General features: G+C 65.6%; 20 protein-coding genes. 10 read left to right on the top strand and 10 right to left on the bottom strand.

Features of this window, described 5'->3' with window-relative positions:
- The first annotated feature begins 7 nt into the window (after positions 1–7).
- Genes IR187_RS02945 through IR187_RS02900 form a run of 10 tightly spaced genes read left to right on the top strand, consistent with a single transcriptional unit; the run spans position 8 to position 6,934 of the window.
- Positions 8–607, top strand: a complete 600-nt coding sequence (locus IR187_RS02945) for a flagellar basal body-associated FliL family protein (protein ID WP_194953207.1) — start codon at positions 8–10, stop codon at positions 605–607.
- The gene (locus IR187_RS02940; protein ID WP_194953206.1) at positions 604–1,536 is read left to right on the top strand and encodes a FliM/FliN family flagellar motor switch protein; all 933 of its coding nucleotides are present in this window, start codon (positions 604–606) and stop codon (positions 1,534–1,536) included. The genes IR187_RS02945 and IR187_RS02940 overlap by 4 nt, the downstream gene beginning before the upstream one ends.
- A complete protein-coding gene (gene fliN, locus IR187_RS02935) occupies positions 1,529–1,867 on the top strand; it encodes a flagellar motor switch protein FliN (RefSeq protein ID WP_194953205.1) in 339 nt (112 codons plus the stop codon). Before IR187_RS02940 ends, fliN begins: the two co-directional genes overlap by 8 nt.
- Positions 1,867–2,145 carry a flagellar biosynthetic protein FliO gene (locus IR187_RS02930; RefSeq protein ID WP_194953204.1) on the top strand — a complete coding sequence of 93 codons (279 nt, stop codon included), beginning with the start codon at positions 1,867–1,869 and terminating at the stop codon, positions 2,143–2,145. Before fliN ends, IR187_RS02930 begins: the two co-directional genes overlap by 1 nt.
- Positions 2,135–2,905, top strand: coding sequence for a flagellar type III secretion system pore protein FliP (fliP, locus tag IR187_RS02925; RefSeq protein ID WP_194953203.1), 771 nt, complete (start codon positions 2,135–2,137; stop codon positions 2,903–2,905). The genes IR187_RS02930 and fliP overlap by 11 nt, the downstream gene beginning before the upstream one ends.
- A gap of 12 nt (positions 2,906–2,917) precedes the next feature.
- Complete coding sequence (locus IR187_RS02920; RefSeq protein WP_194953202.1) at positions 2,918–3,187, top strand: flagellar biosynthetic protein FliQ; 270 nt, start codon at positions 2,918–2,920, stop codon at positions 3,185–3,187.
- A 7-nt stretch (positions 3,188–3,194) separates the two neighbouring features.
- Positions 3,195–3,974, top strand: a complete 780-nt coding sequence (fliR, locus tag IR187_RS02915; protein ID WP_324187629.1) for a flagellar biosynthetic protein FliR — start codon at positions 3,195–3,197, stop codon at positions 3,972–3,974.
- A 3-nt stretch (positions 3,975–3,977) separates the two neighbouring features.
- Positions 3,978–5,117, top strand: a complete 1,140-nt coding sequence (gene flhB / locus IR187_RS02910; RefSeq protein ID WP_194953201.1) for a flagellar type III secretion system protein FlhB — start codon at positions 3,978–3,980, stop codon at positions 5,115–5,117.
- A gap of 45 nt (positions 5,118–5,162) precedes the next feature.
- Positions 5,163–6,533 carry a flagellar filament capping protein FliD gene (gene fliD / locus IR187_RS02905; protein WP_194953200.1) on the top strand — a complete coding sequence of 457 codons (1,371 nt, stop codon included), beginning with the start codon at positions 5,163–5,165 and terminating at the stop codon, positions 6,531–6,533.
- 11 nt (positions 6,534–6,544) lie between these two features.
- Complete coding sequence (locus IR187_RS02900) at positions 6,545–6,934, top strand: flagellar export chaperone FliS (protein ID WP_194953199.1); 390 nt, start codon at positions 6,545–6,547, stop codon at positions 6,932–6,934.
- Between the two features lie 133 nt (positions 6,935–7,067).
- On the opposite strand, the gene IR187_RS02895 is transcribed toward IR187_RS02900, so the two are convergent.
- The 10 genes from IR187_RS02895 to IR187_RS02850 all read right to left on the bottom strand — a co-directional run bounded on the left by IR187_RS02895 (position 7,068) and on the right by IR187_RS02850 (position 15,932).
- Complete coding sequence (locus IR187_RS02895) at positions 7,068–8,132, bottom strand: sigma-54 interaction domain-containing protein (RefSeq protein WP_194953198.1); 1,065 nt, start codon at positions 8,130–8,132, stop codon at positions 7,068–7,070.
- A 182-nt stretch (positions 8,133–8,314) separates the two neighbouring features.
- The gene (locus tag IR187_RS02890; protein WP_194953197.1) at positions 8,315–9,175 is read right to left on the bottom strand and encodes a flagellar motor protein MotB; all 861 of its coding nucleotides are present in this window, start codon (positions 9,173–9,175) and stop codon (positions 8,315–8,317) included.
- Positions 9,175–10,038 (bottom strand): flagellar motor stator protein MotA, encoded by an 864-nt coding sequence (gene motA / locus IR187_RS02885; protein WP_194953196.1) that lies wholly within the window; start codon positions 10,036–10,038, stop codon positions 9,175–9,177. Before motA ends, IR187_RS02890 begins: the two co-directional genes overlap by 1 nt.
- Positions 10,039–10,125: 87 nt before the next feature.
- Positions 10,126–10,956: a flagellin N-terminal helical domain-containing protein gene (locus tag IR187_RS02880; protein ID WP_194953195.1), complete on the bottom strand. Its 831-nt coding sequence runs from the start codon at positions 10,954–10,956 to the stop codon at positions 10,126–10,128.
- Positions 10,957–10,969: 13 nt separating this feature from the next.
- Positions 10,970–12,295 (bottom strand): flagellar hook-associated protein FlgK, encoded by a 1,326-nt coding sequence (gene flgK / locus IR187_RS02875; protein WP_194953194.1) that lies wholly within the window; start codon positions 12,293–12,295, stop codon positions 10,970–10,972.
- Positions 12,292–12,621 (bottom strand): rod-binding protein, encoded by a 330-nt coding sequence (locus tag IR187_RS02870; RefSeq protein ID WP_194953193.1) that lies wholly within the window; start codon positions 12,619–12,621, stop codon positions 12,292–12,294. The genes flgK and IR187_RS02870 overlap by 4 nt, the downstream gene beginning before the upstream one ends.
- Positions 12,618–13,733: a flagellar basal body P-ring protein FlgI gene (locus IR187_RS02865; protein WP_194953192.1), complete on the bottom strand. Its 1,116-nt coding sequence runs from the start codon at positions 13,731–13,733 to the stop codon at positions 12,618–12,620. Before IR187_RS02865 ends, IR187_RS02870 begins: the two co-directional genes overlap by 4 nt.
- Before the next feature lie 8 nt (positions 13,734–13,741).
- Positions 13,742–14,410 carry a flagellar basal body L-ring protein FlgH gene (locus IR187_RS02860; RefSeq protein ID WP_194953191.1) on the bottom strand — a complete coding sequence of 223 codons (669 nt, stop codon included), beginning with the start codon at positions 14,408–14,410 and terminating at the stop codon, positions 13,742–13,744.
- Complete coding sequence (gene flgG, locus IR187_RS02855) at positions 14,391–15,176, bottom strand: flagellar basal-body rod protein FlgG (protein WP_194953190.1); 786 nt, start codon at positions 15,174–15,176, stop codon at positions 14,391–14,393. The genes IR187_RS02860 and flgG overlap by 20 nt, the downstream gene beginning before the upstream one ends.
- A gap of 12 nt (positions 15,177–15,188) precedes the next feature.
- Positions 15,189–15,932, bottom strand: a complete 744-nt coding sequence (locus tag IR187_RS02850) for a flagellar basal body rod protein FlgF (protein WP_194953189.1) — start codon at positions 15,930–15,932, stop codon at positions 15,189–15,191.
- Positions 15,933–15,965 lie beyond the last annotated feature (33 nt).

Genomic DNA, 15,965 nt, shown 5'->3' with positions numbered 1-15,965 from the left:
ATGACCGATGTCCAAGGATAAAACCGAAACCGAAGCCAAGCCGAAGGGCAAGCTCAAGAAGCTGCTGTTCATCGGCATCGGCGCCCTGGTGCTGGTCGGCGCCGGCGCCGGAGCCGGCATCTATTTCGGCGCGCTGTCGGCGCACGAAGCCAAGCCCGAAGATCAATATCCGAAGCTGGTCGTGCGCGGCAAGGATGCCCCGGCTGCCGAAGGCGACGAGAAGGACGCAGCGCCCAAGGTCGGTACCGTGTCGGTGCCCAACGACAAGTTCAAGGTCGACCCGCGCAAATATGAAGTCACTTACTTTGCGATCCCCGACGCCTTTACAACGAACCTGGCCGACGGGTCGGGCTTTCTGCAGGCGGGTATCAGCCTTTCGACCTTCTATGACGGCAAGGTTATCAATAATATCAAACGGCAGGCGGTGCCGATCCGGTCGGTCGTCCTTATGGTGCTGTCCGAACAGGATCCGGCGCTGCTCTCGACATCGCAAGGGAAACAACGACTGCAGCGGCAACTGACCGCTGCGATCAACGATGTCCTGCGCGAAAAAGAGGGATTTGGGGGTATCGACAATGTCTATTTCACGAGCCTGGTGATCCAGTGAGCGTGCGCGAAAAATCGGTGAAAGCGATGAAGCCGCCGGCCGCCCCGAGCACCGAGGCGGCCGAGGCCAGGGCGTCGCTGTTGCTGCGCAAGGCGGAGGGCAGCTATGCGTTTCCGGCGCTGGACAGCGTCGCGGTGCAGTTCGCGCGCAGCCTGCGCGATCTGATCCGCGCGCTGGGCGCCCCGACGGTGCAGGTCGAACGCGGCGAAACCGCCACGATCAGCTTTGCCGACTGGGCCGCGGCGTCGGCGCCCGCGATCTTCTGGCGCTATCATGCGCCGCCGCTCAAGGGGCCGCTGCTGCTCGCCGCGCCGCGCCCGCTGTTGCTCCAGCTCGTCGACATTTTCTATGGCGGCAAAGGCGCCCCGGCGGGCGAGCGCGAGGAACTGACCGACGCCGAAGACCGGTTCGCGGCGCGGCTCGGTCGCGACATGGGGCTTCAGCTCGCCGCCGCCTGGCGCGGCAAGCTCGGCCTCGAACCCGAACTCGATTGCGTGACGTGCGACGCCGCCAAGCTGGCCGCGGTGCGCGCCGACGACGAATTGTTCGTCCAGCGCTTTGTGCTGCGCGGTGCCCCGTTCGAGGGCCGAACCATCAGCTGCGCCTATCCGCTCGCCGCGCTGCGCGGCATCGCGGGCGCCGAACCGGCGACCGAAATTCCGGGCGCCGCCGACCCGGCCTGGGCAAGCGCGTTGCACAAGACGCTGCGCGAGGTTCGCCTGCCCGTGCGCTCGGTGCTGGCACGCCCCGAAATCAGCCTCGTCAAACTGCTGGCGCTCGAGGTCGGCGACATCATCCCCATCGGCATGCCGCGCCACGTACCCGTCACCGTTGCCGGACGCAGCTTTGCGCTGGGCAGCATCGGCGAAGCCAATGGCAACGCCGCCATCATGATCGAACATATCGAAAAAGGACCGAACCATGACTGACCTGAGTGACGCACCGACGGCGCCGCGCGCCGAACGCCGCGACAACAAGAATATCGCCGCGGCGCCCAATTTCGACCTGCTCGCCGGAGTCTCGTTGCGCGTGTCGGTCGAGGTCGGGTCGACCTCGATGACGCTCGCGGAGTTGCTCGCGATCGACGAGGGCAGCGTGATCGAACTCGACCGCGCCGCGACCGACCTGCTCGACATCTACGCGAACGGCACATTGATCGCGAAGGGCGAGATTGTCAGCGTCGATGGCCGTTACGGCATCCAGGTTGCCGAAGTCGTCGCGCCCGCGCGCGGCCTCGAAGGTTTCGAGCGGAGAGCCTGATGCTGGAATATATCCTCCGCTTGGCTCTCCTGCTGCCGCTCGTCGGCGGCATGGCATGGGGCAGCCTGTGGCTGTGGAAGCGCGTCCAGATGGGCGTGCCGCTCGTCGGCGGCGCGGCGAAGGCGCGCGCCGTCGAAATGGTCGATGTGCTGCCGCTCGGTCCGGGGTCGAAGCTGGCGGTGGTCGAATTCGCCGGACAGCGGATTCTGGTTGCCGTTTCACGCAACGGCATCACCCGGATTGCCGACGACAGCCAGGGCGACTTCCATGCAGATTGATCGCAAGACCGGGCTGCGCGCCGCGGCGCTGATCGGCGGCCTCGCGCTGCTGATCGCCTCCCCCGCCGCTTTTGCCCAGACCGCCGACGGGCTCAGCCGCGCGGTGAACGACATCGGCGGCGACGGCCGTCCGCTCAGCCTGTCGCTGCAAATCTTGGTGCTGATGAGCCTGCTGACGGTGCTGCCGTCGCTGCTGCTGATGATGACCAGCTTCACCCGCATCATCATCGTGCTGTCGATCCTGCGCCATGCGCTCGGCCTGCAACAGACCCCGCCAAACCAGGTGCTCGTCGGATTGAGCCTGTTTCTGTCGCTGTTCGTGATGCAGCCGGTGATCAGCGAAGTGAACCGCGTCGCGATCGAGCCCTATGGCCAGGAACAGATCGACATCGGCGAAGCGGTGTCGCGTTCGGGCACCGCGCTGCATGGCTTCATGATGTCGCAGACGCGCAAGAGCGACCTGATGATGTTCGCCAAGATCGCGAAGGCACCAAACTATGCCAGTCCGAAGGATGTGCCCTTTTCGATCCTGCTGCCCGCCTTTGTCACCAGCGAACTCAAGACCGCATTCCAGATCGGCTTCCTGATCTTCCTGCCCTTCCTCGTCATCGACCTGATCGTCGCCTCGGCGCTGATGTCGCTCGGCATGATGATGTTGTCGCCGACGATCATCTCGATGCCGTTCAAGCTGCTGCTGTTCGTGCTTGTCGACGGCTGGGCGCTGACGATGGGCTCGCTCGCCGCTTCGTTCGGCACCTAGGGGCAGCGCAGGATGGAAACCGACTATTTTATCGGCATGGCGCAGCAGTCGCTGTGGATACTTGCCCTTGCAGCGGCGCCGTTGCTGTTGCCGGTGCTTGTCATCGGCGTCCTGCTCGGCATGGTCCAGGCGGCGACGTCGATCAACGAACAGACGCTGACCTTTGTCCCGAAACTGATCGTCGCGGCCATCTGCCTCGCGATTTTCGGCGGCAGCATCCTGGTGCTGCTCACCGATTTCACCCGCGACATCTTCGCGCAGATCCCGAACCTCGTCCGCTAAATTCGCCGTGGACCCCGCCGACATCCCGAATATCGAGGCGATGCTCCAGCTGTGGATGCTGGGCATGGTTCGCCCCGGCGCCGCGTTCATCGCCGCGCCGGTGTTCGGCGCTGCAAATATCCCGATGCAGCTGCGGTTGGTGATCGCGCTCGCAGTCGGCGTCCCGTCGGTGGCGGCGTCGGGAATGGCGTTGCCCGCCGAAGGCATCGTATCGGTTCCGGGGCTTTTGTTCGTCATGGGCGAGGTCGTGATCGGGCTCGGTATCGGCTTTGTGCTCCAGATGGGGCTGGCAGCGGCGCTGCTCGCCGGCGAAGCGATCAGCAACGCCATGGGGCTGGGCTTTGCATCGATGGTCGATCCGCTGGGCGGCGCATCGAGCTCGGCGATCGGCCAGTTTCTGTCGATGCTGGCCACGGCGCTATTCCTTGCTGCCGACGGCCATCTGGTGCTGATCGGAATCATCGTCGACAGCTATGTGGCGCTGCCCCCCGGCAATGCTTTCCCTTCGTTCGACGCGATCGGCGGCGTGCTGCGTTTCGGCAGCCTGATGTTCGCCGCGGCCTTGACCATTGCGATGCCGGTCGGCTTCATCCTGATCCTGGTCCAGATCATCATGGGCGTGATCGGCCGCTCCGCACCGGCGCTGAACCTGTTCGCGGTCGGCATCCCGGCAACGCTGCTCGCCGGTCTGGTCCTGCTCGGGGTCGCGACCCCGGCCATGGCCGAGGCCATCGTCCGCGTCCTGTCCGACGCACTCGACGCCGCGCGAATGTTCGCGAGACCCTGATCGATGGCCAGCCAGCCCGAGAAGGACCAGAAAACCGAACAGCCGACGGCCAAGAAGCTGGCCGATTCGACGCGCGAAGGCGATGTGTTGATGTCGCGCGAGCTGGCAACGGCGCTGATGATGCTGGCCGCCGCAGGCTGGATCGTCGCAGCGGGGGGCTGGTTTGTGCAATCGGCGGGCGACCTTGTCCGCCGCGGATTGACGCTGACCGCGGCCGACGTCGCCGACTTCGCGCCTGCCGAGGCGCTGATGCGCAACGGCGCCGAAATCCTGCTGCCGCTCGTCAGCCTGTTCGCGCTGGCGCTGGGCGCCGCGATCACCGGTCCCGCCCTGCTTGGCTCGTTCGGCTGGCGCGGCAAGGCGCTCGCGTTCAAGGGCAGCCGCATGAACCCGATGGCGGGGCTGAAGCGGATGTTCGGGATGCAGGGCGCGACCGAACTCGGCAAGGCACTCGCCAAAGTGCTCCTGCTTGGCACCATCGGTTACTGGCTGGTGGCGCGCAGCCTGCCCGCGATCATGACGATGGCACAGGCCGACCTGCTGGCCGCGGTCGGCCTCGCCGGACAGGCGATTGGCCACGCGATGCTGATGCTGGCGGGGGGGCTGGTCGTGATCGCGCTGATCGACGTGCCCGTCCAATGGTTCCAGCGCAACAAGCGGCTGATGATGAGCAAGCAAGAGATCAAGGACGAAATGCGCCAGACCGACGGCGCCCCCGAACTCAAACAGGCGCAGCGCCAGCGCGCGCATGAGATCTTGAGCGGTTCGGCGCGCAAGGCGGTTTCCGAAGCCACCGTGGTGCTGACCAATCCGACACATTTTTCGGTGGCCTTGCGCTACCGTCCGGGGGTCGATGCGGCGCCGGTGGTGGTCGCGCGCGGGCGCGGCGACGTCGCGCTGTCGATCCGCGAACTGGCCCGCGGCGCCAATGTCCCGCTGCTCGAATATCCGCAGCTGACCCGCGCGATCTATTTCACCGCACGCGCGGGACGTGTGATCCCGGAGGAATTGTTCGTCGCCGTTGCCACGGTGCTGGCCTTCGTTTTCCAGCTTGAGCGCATGGTCGCGGAAGGAACCGCGCCACCCGTGGTCGATGTTCCGCCGTCACACCATTTCGACGCCGAGGGCCGCCGTCGGGCTTAAAATCGTCCGCGCGCATCCGTTAAGAGTCGCGAAGGATATTGCGCCATGGTCAGTTCAATCGCCGCCAGCCTGGGCTTTGGCTCGGGCATCGATATGAAAAAGCTGGTCGAGGATCTCTCGGCCGCATCGCGCGATCCCAAGGTCGCGCGCATCGCGTCGCTGAATCAACAGAACCAGGCGCGGATCAGCGCGCTGGCGCAAGCGCGGTCGAATCTCGACGGCTTTGCCGACTCATTGAGCCAGATGGTCAGCGACGGCACCCTGCGCAGCACGCCGACGGTGTCCGACCAGAGCATCCTTGGCGCCACCAGTCGTGCCGGGCTGTCCGCTGACAGCTTTGCCGCAACGGTGGTGGTGAACCAGCTCGCGCGCGCACAAACAAATTATTCGGCGGTTGTGGCCAGCCGCACCGACGCGATCGGCACGGGGACGATGACCCTGACCGTGGGCGGCGTGGCGACAACGATTACCGTCGGCGCAGGCAACAACAGCCTCGACGGCCTGGCCAACAGCATCAACGCCAGCGGCGCCGGGGTCACCGCCTCGATCATCGCCGACGAAGGCGGCCACCGGCTGATCCTGAAGGGTCCGACCGGCGCGGCGAACGCCTTCACACTCACCGCCGACCCTGATGCCGATCCGGCACTCGCGGCCTTCGCCACCGGCGGCGGGATGACACAGGGACAAAGCGCCGCCAACGCCGAGTTCACGATCGACGGGATCGCGTTCAGCCGCGCGTCGAACATCGTCGACGACGTGGTTCCGGGCATGTCGCTGACCCTGAAAAAGGCTGCGCCGGGCCAGCCCGTCGATATTGGCGCGAACCGTCCGCTCGACATGATCAAGCAGACGGTCGGCGATTTCGTCGCCGTGTACAACCAGCTCAAGAAGAGTGTGCTTGCGGCTTCGGGCATGGCCGGGCCCACCGCCTCGCTCCGCGAACTGGAGCGCGAATTGGCGACGCTGGTCGGACAGGTCGTTACCAGCCACCCCACGATCAACAAGCTCAGCGACATCGGCGTGTCGACAACCAAGGACGGTTTGCTCGCGGTCGACGAGGCCAAGCTTGCCAAGGCACTGGAAACCGATGCCGGCGCGGTCGAGGCATTGTTCAATCCCCGCCGCGACGGCGGTCGCACCGAGGCGACCGACCCCGGTATCGCCTTTGCCCTCGACGCGATCCGCGACAGGGCGGTCGGCAACAACGGCGTCATCGACCGCGTCAGCAAATCGCTCGCGGCGCGGAAAGACAATCTGCTTGGGCAACTCGAAACGGTCGAGATGCGCGAGAGCGCCTATCGTGCCCGGCTCGAGAAACAATATGGCTCGCTCGACGCCAAACTGGCCGCGTTCAAGGCCACCCAGACCTATCTTGAGCAGCAGATCAAGATGTGGACCAACTCGCGTAACGACTAGGGACTTCGACCGTGACCGCCACCGCCTCGACCGTCCGGGCGACCGGGCAATATCGCCGTTTGCAGCACGAAAGCCGCGCCGCCGCCGCCGACCCGGTCGAGCTGGTGACGATGCTGTACGACGAGCTGGAAATCGCGCTGGGCGTGCTGGGGTCGATGGTTCGCCAAGGACAGCGCATTTCGGCGACCGAGCCCGCACACCGCGCCCGCGCAATCCTGATCGGCCTCGATGCGGGGCTCGATCATGATGCGGGGGGCGACGTCGCGGCGGCGCTGTCGCGCGTCTATCGCAGCATGCGCCGCAAACTCGACGACGCCGTCTTGCAAAACGACGATGCGGCGCTCGCCGATCTGCTCGAAGGCTTGCTGACGGTCAGCGCGGCCTGGCGCCAGCTGCGCTGAGTGCGGCGTCCACTCGTCCTGATTTCGGAAAATTGGGTACCCGGCCGCCCTAGGTGGGGACGGGCGGCCGGGTGATCGGGGGCGGACCAGAGCCCCCTATTTTCAGCACTTGCTGAAAACTTGTGCGATATGGTCAGGCCGCCTGCTGCTGCACCCCGTATTTGCGCATCTTTTCGATGAGCGTGGTGCGTTTCAACGTCAGCAGCCGCGCCGCTTCGGAAATGATGCCGTCGGCCAGGTCGAGCGCGACGTGGATCTGTTCGAGCTCGATCGTTTCGATCTCGCGCTTCAGGTCGATCGGGCGGCCGGGCGCCGGCGTCTTGGCATGCGGTGCCGCATGGGCCGCGGCGGATTCGTCCGCGCTGGCCTGCACCGCGGCCGGGCTGCTGGGGACAGCCGGCCGCGGTGCAAGCGCTGCGGTGGGGTTCAAAAGGATGGCGACATCGCTGGCGCCGAGCGTTTCGCCGCCGTGCAGCACGCTGGCTCGCTCGACGAAGTTGCGCAGTTCGCGGACGTTGCCCGGCCAGCCGTGCTGCATCAGCAGCGCCATCGCGGCATCGTCAAACCGGCACTTCGCCTCGCCCGGCATCTTGCGCTGAAAATGGCGGATGAGCGCGGGAATGTCCTCGACGCGGCTGGCGAGGCTGGGGACCTGCAACACAACCACGCCGAGCCGGAAGAACAGGTCTTCGCGGAACTTGCCATCGGCGATCGCGGCGCCGAGATCCTGGTGGGTCGCCGAAATGACGCGGACATCGACGGCCTTCACCTCGCTGCTGCCGACGCGGACGATCGTCCGTTCTTCCAGCACGCGAAGCAGCTTGACCTGCATGTCGAAACGCATGTCGCCGATTTCGTCGAGGAACAATGTGCCGCCGTCGCTCGCCTCGAAATGGCCGATGCGGCGGGCGTGGGCGCCGGTGAAGCTGCCCTTTTCATGGCCGAACAATTCGGATTCGATCAGGTCGCCGGGAATGGCGCCGCAATTGATCGCGGAAAAGGCCTTTGCGGCGCGGGCGCCTTCGTCGTGGATGGCGCGGGCAACAAGTTCCTTGCCCGATCCGGACGGACCGCAGAGCATGACCGAGGCGTTCGACCGGGCGACCCGGCGGATCATGTCGCGCAGCTGCGTCGCGGCCGCGCTGCTCCCGATGATGAGCGTCTCGAGCGCCGGATTATTTTTGTGCCCCACGGTCATTCTGGTCTCCACCGCGCCCCCCAATTCGGCGCCTTTTCGATGGACCCAGAAATTGACGAAAGTAGTAAACAAAAGATTATCCAAAGGCACCTAACCCATTCAAAACAAATGGTTATTGCCAAAATGGATGTTTTGTCTACGCATTCGCGTCATTAACGATCGGATATACCGCCAAACTGGCACTAATTGCCGACCGCTGTGCGCCAGCCGAGGGTGATCGAGATGCGGCGGTTGCGCGGATCGAATCCGTCGGAGGGGATATAGGGTTCGCGATCGGCGACCCCCTCGATGCGCTGGAAGCGCGTCTTGTCGATGCCGCGATACTCGAGAAAGTGGCGCGTGACCTCTGCCCGGTCGACCGACAGCCGCCAGTTGTTGGTCCCCGACGCAGCCGACCAGGGCGCCGCATCGGTATGGCCGCGGATCATGATCTGGTTCGGCATTTCGGCAACCGGTCCCGCAATCTCGCCGAACAGTCGCGCGCCGGCGGGCGTCAGCTGGCTGGTTCCGATGGCGAACATCGAAAAATCGGCATCGTCGACAACATCGATACGGAGTCCCTCCACGGTTTCGGTAAAGCGCAGATTGCGGGCGAGCCGTTTCAGTTCGCCCTTCGCCTGAACGCGCTCGGTCAACGCCCGGGCGATTTGCTGGAACCTCAGCCGTTCGCGTTCGCGGCCCGACGCTTCCTTGGGGCCGCCGACGGCATCGCGGGGGATGGTCATGGTTTTGGTCCCGGTCTGTCCAGGGCCGTGCGGATATTTGTCGACGGCAACGAGCGAATCGCCGCCAAAAAAGCCGTTCGATCCGGCGGTATCCTGTTTCGACTGGACGATGGTCGGGGCAAAATAGTCGGCGAGTGCCTTGCGCTGTTTTTCGGTCGTCGCACCGAGCAGCCACATCAGCAGAAAAAAGGCCATCATCGCGGTGACGAAGTCGGCATAAGCGACCTTCCATGCGCCGCCGTGATGGCCGCCATGCGCTTCGGCGATCACCTTTTTGACGATGATCGGGCGCGGCGGGGTATTGGGACGCGCAGCCATCAGCGGCCTCTCATCCCGTCAAACACTTCGGCAAAGCTCGGCTGGTTCGAATGTTCGACCCCCGACCGCGCCGCCTCGATCACCAGCGGCTGCGGATGGCCGTGCAGCGAAGCGATGATCAGCTGTTTCACCGTATGATAGATCGCGCCGTCGCTTTCGATCACCGTCCGCGCGCGCGTCGCGAACGGGCCGACAAAGCCGTAAGCCAGCAACACACCCAGGAACGTGCCGACCAGCGCCGAGCCGATCATACCGCCCAGCACCTCGGGTGGCTTGTCGATCGACCCCATCGTCTTCACGACCCCGAGCACCGCCGCGACGATGCCGAGCGCCGGCAGCGCGTCGGCCAGATTCTGCAAGCCGTCGGCGGGCTTGATCGCATGATGGTGATGGTTCTTGAGCGCGCTGTCCATGACGTCCTCGACCGCATGCGGGTCGAGCGTCCCCGACGACACGACGACCAGACGCAGCGTGTCGCAGATCAGGTGGACCAGCGTGTCGTCCTTCAGCAGTTTGGGATATTGCTGGAACAGCGCCGAGTTTTTCGGATCCTCGATATGCGGTTCGACCGCCACCGGGCCTTCGGTCCGCATCATCTTCATCAGGGTCGAGACCAGCAGGATGCAGTCGAGATAGTCCTGCTTTTTATATTGCGGCCCCTTGAATACTTTGGCGAGCCCGCCGGCGAGCGCCTTCAGATCGGCACCTGAATTGCCGATGATGAGCGAGCCCATGGCCGCGCCGCCGATAATCAGCATCTCGTGCGGCAAGGCGTGCATGACGGGGCCGAGGTTACCGCCGGCCAGCGCAAAACCCCCGAACACCAGCAGGATCAGTACGACAATGCCGATAGCGGGAAACATGCGGGGGCAACTCCATTCGGGCCAGAAGCCCCAAATTCCATGACGTCTTTGATGATTAACGGCAGCAGCGCCGCCGGATTGAGCCGATCAGCGCAAAAGATCGAACAATGTCTGCCGGTTGATCTTGGCAAAGGCCGCCTGGGCGGCGCCAAGCGTCAGATCCTGGGCATTGAGCTGCGCGATCGCGACGGTCAGATCGGTGTCCTCGACCGACGACCGTTCGTCCTTCAGGGTAATGTCGCGCGCCGCCAGCGTTTCGCCGATGCGTTCGAGGCGCCCGCCGGAAAGACCGATTTCGGCATGCCGGTCGGCAAGATGCCCGATCGCGGTCGACAAGCCGGTCAGCGCCGCACCCATCGCGGGCTTGTCCCCTGCGGCCACGGCGGCGGCGGCATCGCGAACGCCAACCGAAATGCTGTTGCCGCCAAGGACAAACACATCGGCTGCAGCCGGGACCGGCGCAAAACTGATGTCGGAGTCGAACCGCATGATCCTGGCGTTTCCGCTGGCGAACAAGGGATCGCCATTGGCGTCGCGCGATGCCGACAGGCTGTCGATTTCATCCGCAATCGCCCCCAGTTCGCTCGTGATCGCCGCGCGGTCGGCCGGATTGGCCGAATCGTTCGCGGCCGCCAGCGTGAGCTCGCGCGCGCGCGCCATCAGATTGTTGACCGACTTCATGACGCCATCGGCCTGCGCGACGAGCGCGTTGGCCGTGGTGATATTGCTGTTCCAGGCGACCATGCTGGCCTGTGTGGTGCCGATCGTTGCGATGCGCCGCGCCGCGACCGGATCGTCCGACATGCGCTGTAACCGCTTGCCGCTGGAAATCTGGGTCAGCGTGCGCTCGAGCTGGTCGGCGAGTTTTTGCTGGCGCGCAATTTCGCGCGTCATCCGGTTGCCCACGGCGTTAATCATCTGCGTCGCCTTCCTAGATCGAATTCAACAGCGTCTGCATCGTTTCGCGCGCGACCTGAATCGTGCGCGCCGCGGCCTGATAGGCCTGCTGGAAACGGAGCAGGTCGGCGGCCTCGCGATCGAGATCGACCTCGCTGACCCCGTCGCGCGCGGCCGCGGCGCCATCGGCGCGTGTTTCCGCCGCCGCCGCCTGCGCGCGTGCCGACGCCGTCGCCTGGGCCTGACCGGCGAGATGCCCCGACCAGCGCGCTTCGGGATCGGCCGCCCCGCGCATCGCGCCGAGCGCCAGCATATTGCCGTTGCTGCCCGAGGCATCCGCCGCCGCCACCTGTTCGGGGGTCAGCGCCGCCGCGGTCAGGGTCGCCGCGCTGGTGCCGGTGAACAACGGCGCGCCCGGGTTACCGTTGGCGTCGGTGCCGGCCTGGTGCGCCGCGTTCAACTGCGCCGCAAAGGATACCGCCAGCGCGTCGAGTTCGCTGCGCTGGTCGGCGACATGATTGGCGGCTTCGGACAGCCCGGCCAACGAACCGGTGGTGATCGTCAGCGGCGATCCGCCGATGCTGTACGACAGCCGGCCGTCGGCTGCCGCAGTCACCGCGATCGGGTTGACCACGCCGCCGCCGACGAGCAGGTCGCCCGAACCGGACGCCCGCAAGGTCACCGACCCGTTGTTTTCAAAGGTGGCGCTGACCCCGGCCTGCGACGACAATTTGTCGAGCAACCGGTCGCGTTCGTCGAGGAGGCTGGCTTCGTTCGTCGAACCCGGCCGTGCCTTGCGCAGCCCGATGTTGATCTGTTCGAGCGCCTGCAGATTGGCATTGAACTGGTCGACGGTGCTGGTCGCCGCGCCGCCGATGCCTTCGCTCATCCGGTCGAGCTGGCCGGCGGCGGTGCGAAAGCCCGACGCGACCTCGTCGACCGCCTGCAGGAACTGGCTGCGCAGGGTCCGGTTGCCCGGGTCGGCGGTCAGCTGGTCGGCAGTGGTGAACAGCCGGGTCAGTCCGGTCTTGATGCCATTGCTCTCGTCGCTGAGCGCGCCTTCGACCTTGCCGAGCCAGCCAAGTTTGGTCGCGGCACGTTCCGAATCGCCAGACGACAGACGCGAATCCGCGATCAACCAGGCATCGACCGAGCGGCTGACGCCGCGAATCTCGACCCCCGCGGGATTGACGTTGCCGCGATAAAAGACCGAATCGCTGCCGCTGACCGGCTCCATCATCTCCAGCCGCCGCCGCGCATAGCCCGGCGTCTGGGCGTTGGCGATGTTGTCGCCGACCGTCGATAGCGCCCGCGAATAAGCTTTGAGCCCGCTGTAACCGATGCCGAGAAGATCGCTCACTGGACACCTCCCGCCGCGCCGCCCAAGCGACCACGAAGCTGGCTTTCGATCAGGTCGGCAATGCCGAACTGGCGCATCGCGGCGAGCGATTCGGCGGTGCGCGCGTCGGCCATTTCGCGGAAATTGTCCGTCGCGCTCGATCCGAACACATCGTCACCCAATTTGGCCTGGCGCATCGTCGCCATCAGCTGGCGCAGGATGACCGCTTCGAACTGTTCGGCGGCCTTGCGCAGTCCGCCGTCGCCGCCTCCGCCGGTCAGGTTGGGACTGGCCGAAGCGGGGACGACCGGGCGCGTAGCGGGCGTGGAAGAGATGGGCATCGTCATATGATCACCAGTTCTGCTGTGAGAGCGCCGGCCTGGCTCAGCGCCTCGAGGATCGCGACCAGATCGCCGGGCGACACGCCCAGACGGTTGATCGCGTCGACCAGTTCGGAAAGCGAGGCATTGGGTTTCATCAGGAAGGCGGGACGAACATCCTCGGCGACCTCGATGTCGCTCGACGGTTCGATCGCGGTCTCCCCGCGGCTGAACGGCGCGGGCTGGACCACGGTCGGCGATTCCTTCACCGACACGGTGAGCTTGCCGTGGCTGACCGCGGCGGTGCCGACGCGCACCGCGCCGTTGATCACCACCGTGCCGGTGCGGGCATTGACGATGACTTTCGCCGAGGGTTCGGAACGCTGGATATTCAGATTTTCGATCTGCGACATCAACCGCATGCGGTCGTCGCCGTTGCCGCTGGCGCGAATCGCGATGCTGGCGCCGTCGATCATCGATGCGCTGTTCGGGATCGCCGCGTTGATCGCGTCGGCGACGCGCTTGGCATTGGTCGCATCGAACTGGTGCAGGTTGAAGGTCAGCCAGTCGCCGGTGGCAAAGCCGGTATCGACCGCGCGCTCGACCGTGGCGCCGCCGGCGATACGCCCGCTCGACGGGACGTTGACGGTCAGCTTTGATCCGTCGGCGGCGTTCACCCCCAGCCCGCCGATGACCAGATTGCCCTGGACCATCGCGTAAATCTGGCCGTCGGCACCATAAAGCGGCGCGAGCACCAATGTCCCGCCGCGCAGGCTCTTGGCCTTGCCGATCGCCGACACCGTGACGTCAAGGCGCTGGCCGGGTTTGGCAAAGGGCGGCAGTTCGGCGGTGATCATCACCGCCGCGGCGTTCTTCAGCGCCGGATTGACCCCCGGCGGCAGGGTGAGGCCGAAACGCGAGATCGCGCCCTTCATCCCCAAGGTCGAGTAATCGAGGCTGTCGTCGCCCGTTCCCGCCAGCCCGACGACGATGCCATAACCGGTGAGCTGGTTGGCGCGCAGCCCCTGAAACTGGCCCATGTCCTTGATCCGCTGCGCCTGCGCCGGTGCCGCGAAGGCAAGGCTGGCGATCAGCAGCGCGAACAGGGTGAACAGGATGGGACGCTGGGTCACGGACATATTCCTTTTCAGAACGGGCTGATGATCGAGAAGAAGCGCTGGAGCCAACCTTGCTGGCTGGCGCGGGCGATCTCGCCCTTGCCGACGTAGCGGATGGTGGCGTTGGCAACGCGGGTCGACAGGACGCGATTGTCGGGGCTGATATCCATCGCGCGGACGATGCCGGCGATCTGCACCCGTTCATCGCCGCGGTTGAGCGTGAGCAGCTTTTCGCCGCGCACCAGCATCGTCCCGTTGGGATAGATTTCGGCGATCGTCACGCTGACCTCGCCCGACAGCGCGTTCGACTGCGACGCGTCGCCCTTGCCCTTGAATTTCTGCCCGCCGCCCATCGCGATATCGCTGGGGTTGAACAGCGACAGCGGCCCGGTCGATGGCGGGGTCAGCCCGACATTGCCGTCGCGCTGCGTCCCCGCGGCATTGCTTTTGGTTGCGGCGGTGCGCTCGACCAGCTGGATTGTGATGAGATCGCCGACCTGGCTCGCGCGCCCGCCCGAGGTCAACGGCGCGTAGCTGCCCTGAAAAATCGCGCCGTTGGCCGGCAACGGCGGCGGGGGAACCGGCGCGGTCGCGGCGAAGGCGTCGGGTGGCATTTTGTCCTTTGCCGCCGCGCCACACGGCACGAGCGCAAGGGCGATGACCGCGCCAAGCAAAAGTTCAGAGCGTTTGCGCGGCATTTTTCATCATCTCGTCGGTGGCCTGGATCATCTTCGAATTGACCTCATAGGCGCGCTGCGTCTCGATCATGTCGACCAGTTCCTCGACGACATTGACGTTCGATCCCTCAAGCATCCCGCCGCGGAGCGATCCGCGGCCCTCTTCGCCGGCGCCGCCGACCTGCGGGGCGCCCGATGCCTGGGTTTCGACGAGCAGATTGTCGCCGATCGCCTGCAGCCCCGCCGGGTTGGCGAAACGCGCAATTTCGATCCGGCCGAGTTCGGTCAGCGTTCCATCGGCCCCCGTGGCCGATACGGTGCCGTCGGCGCCGATCGACACGTTGGTGGCATCTTCAGGAATCTGGATGGCGGGGGTCAGCGGCTTGCCGTCAGAGGTCACGATCGTACCGTCAGACGCGCGGCCGAAATTCCCCGCGCGGGTATAGCCAGTCCGCCCGTCGGGCATTTCGACCTGAAAATAGCCGGCGCCGTCGATCGCGATGTCGAGCGCGTTGCCGGTGGTGGCGAACGTCCCCTGCGTATCGATGCGCGACGTGCCGCCCAGCGACACGCCGGTGCCGAGGTTGAGCCCGGTCGCATAGCGGTTTTCCGCCGATGACGGCGCACCCGGCGCGGTCATCATCTGATAGCTCAGCGTTTCAAAGCTGGCGCGGTCGCGCTTGAACCCTGTGGTGTTCACGTTGGCGAGGTTGTTGGCGATCACCTGCATCCGGAAGCTCTGGGCATCCAGACCGGTTCGCGCGACGTGCAAGGCACCGAAACTCATGTCATTGTCTCCTTAACGGGGAAGCTGCATCAGGCTGGCGGTGGCGCTGTCCATCTCGCGCGCATCGCTGATCAGTTTCAGCTGATTGTCCCAGCTGCGGCTCGCTTCGATCATTTCGACCAGCGCCGTGGTGGCGGCGACATTCGATCCTTCGATCGAGCGGGTCACGAGCCGCGCCTCGGGGTCGTCGGGCAGGATGCCGTCGCCCTTGACGCGGAACAGGCCGTCGAGCCCCTTGACGATGTCGGATCCCGCCGGGGTCGCCAGCCGCAGCCGGTCAACCTCCTGCGGATTTTCGGCATCGCCGCCCGCAGGAACGATCCATACCCGGCCCTCGACGTCGATCGTAACCGCGTCGGCGGGGGGGATGGTGACCGGACCCTGGCCGCCCTGGACCGGGTGACCGTCGCCGGTGGTGAGCAGCCCGCTGGGCGACAGTTGCAGGTCGCCGCGGCGTGTATAGGCCTCGGTGCCGTCCTTGGCCTGCACCACCAGCAGCGCATCGCCCTGGACGGCAATGTCGAGATCGCGGCCGGTTGCGGTGATGGTGCCGGCGCGCATGTCGGCGCCGAGTACTTCCTCGGACGACATGGCGCGCGCATTGGCGCCGCTGCCGTTCAGCCACAGCGCCTGCGCCTCGGCCATGTCGGCCCGAAACCCGGGCGTCTGCGCGTTCGCCAGATTGTTGGCGATCGCCGTCTGCCGGGCCTGACTGCCCCGCATCGCGGTAAGGCTGGTATAGATGAGGCGGTCCATGGCAGAGCTCCGGGCAGGCGGTCAATCGCGCAG

Source organism: Sphingopyxis solisilvae (genome assembly GCF_015475875.1).
GTDB classification, from domain to species: domain Bacteria; phylum Pseudomonadota; class Alphaproteobacteria; order Sphingomonadales; family Sphingomonadaceae; genus Sphingopyxis; species Sphingopyxis solisilvae.
Note: the sequence above shows the minus strand (reverse complement) of the source record. Positions and strands in the feature narration are given on the sequence as shown.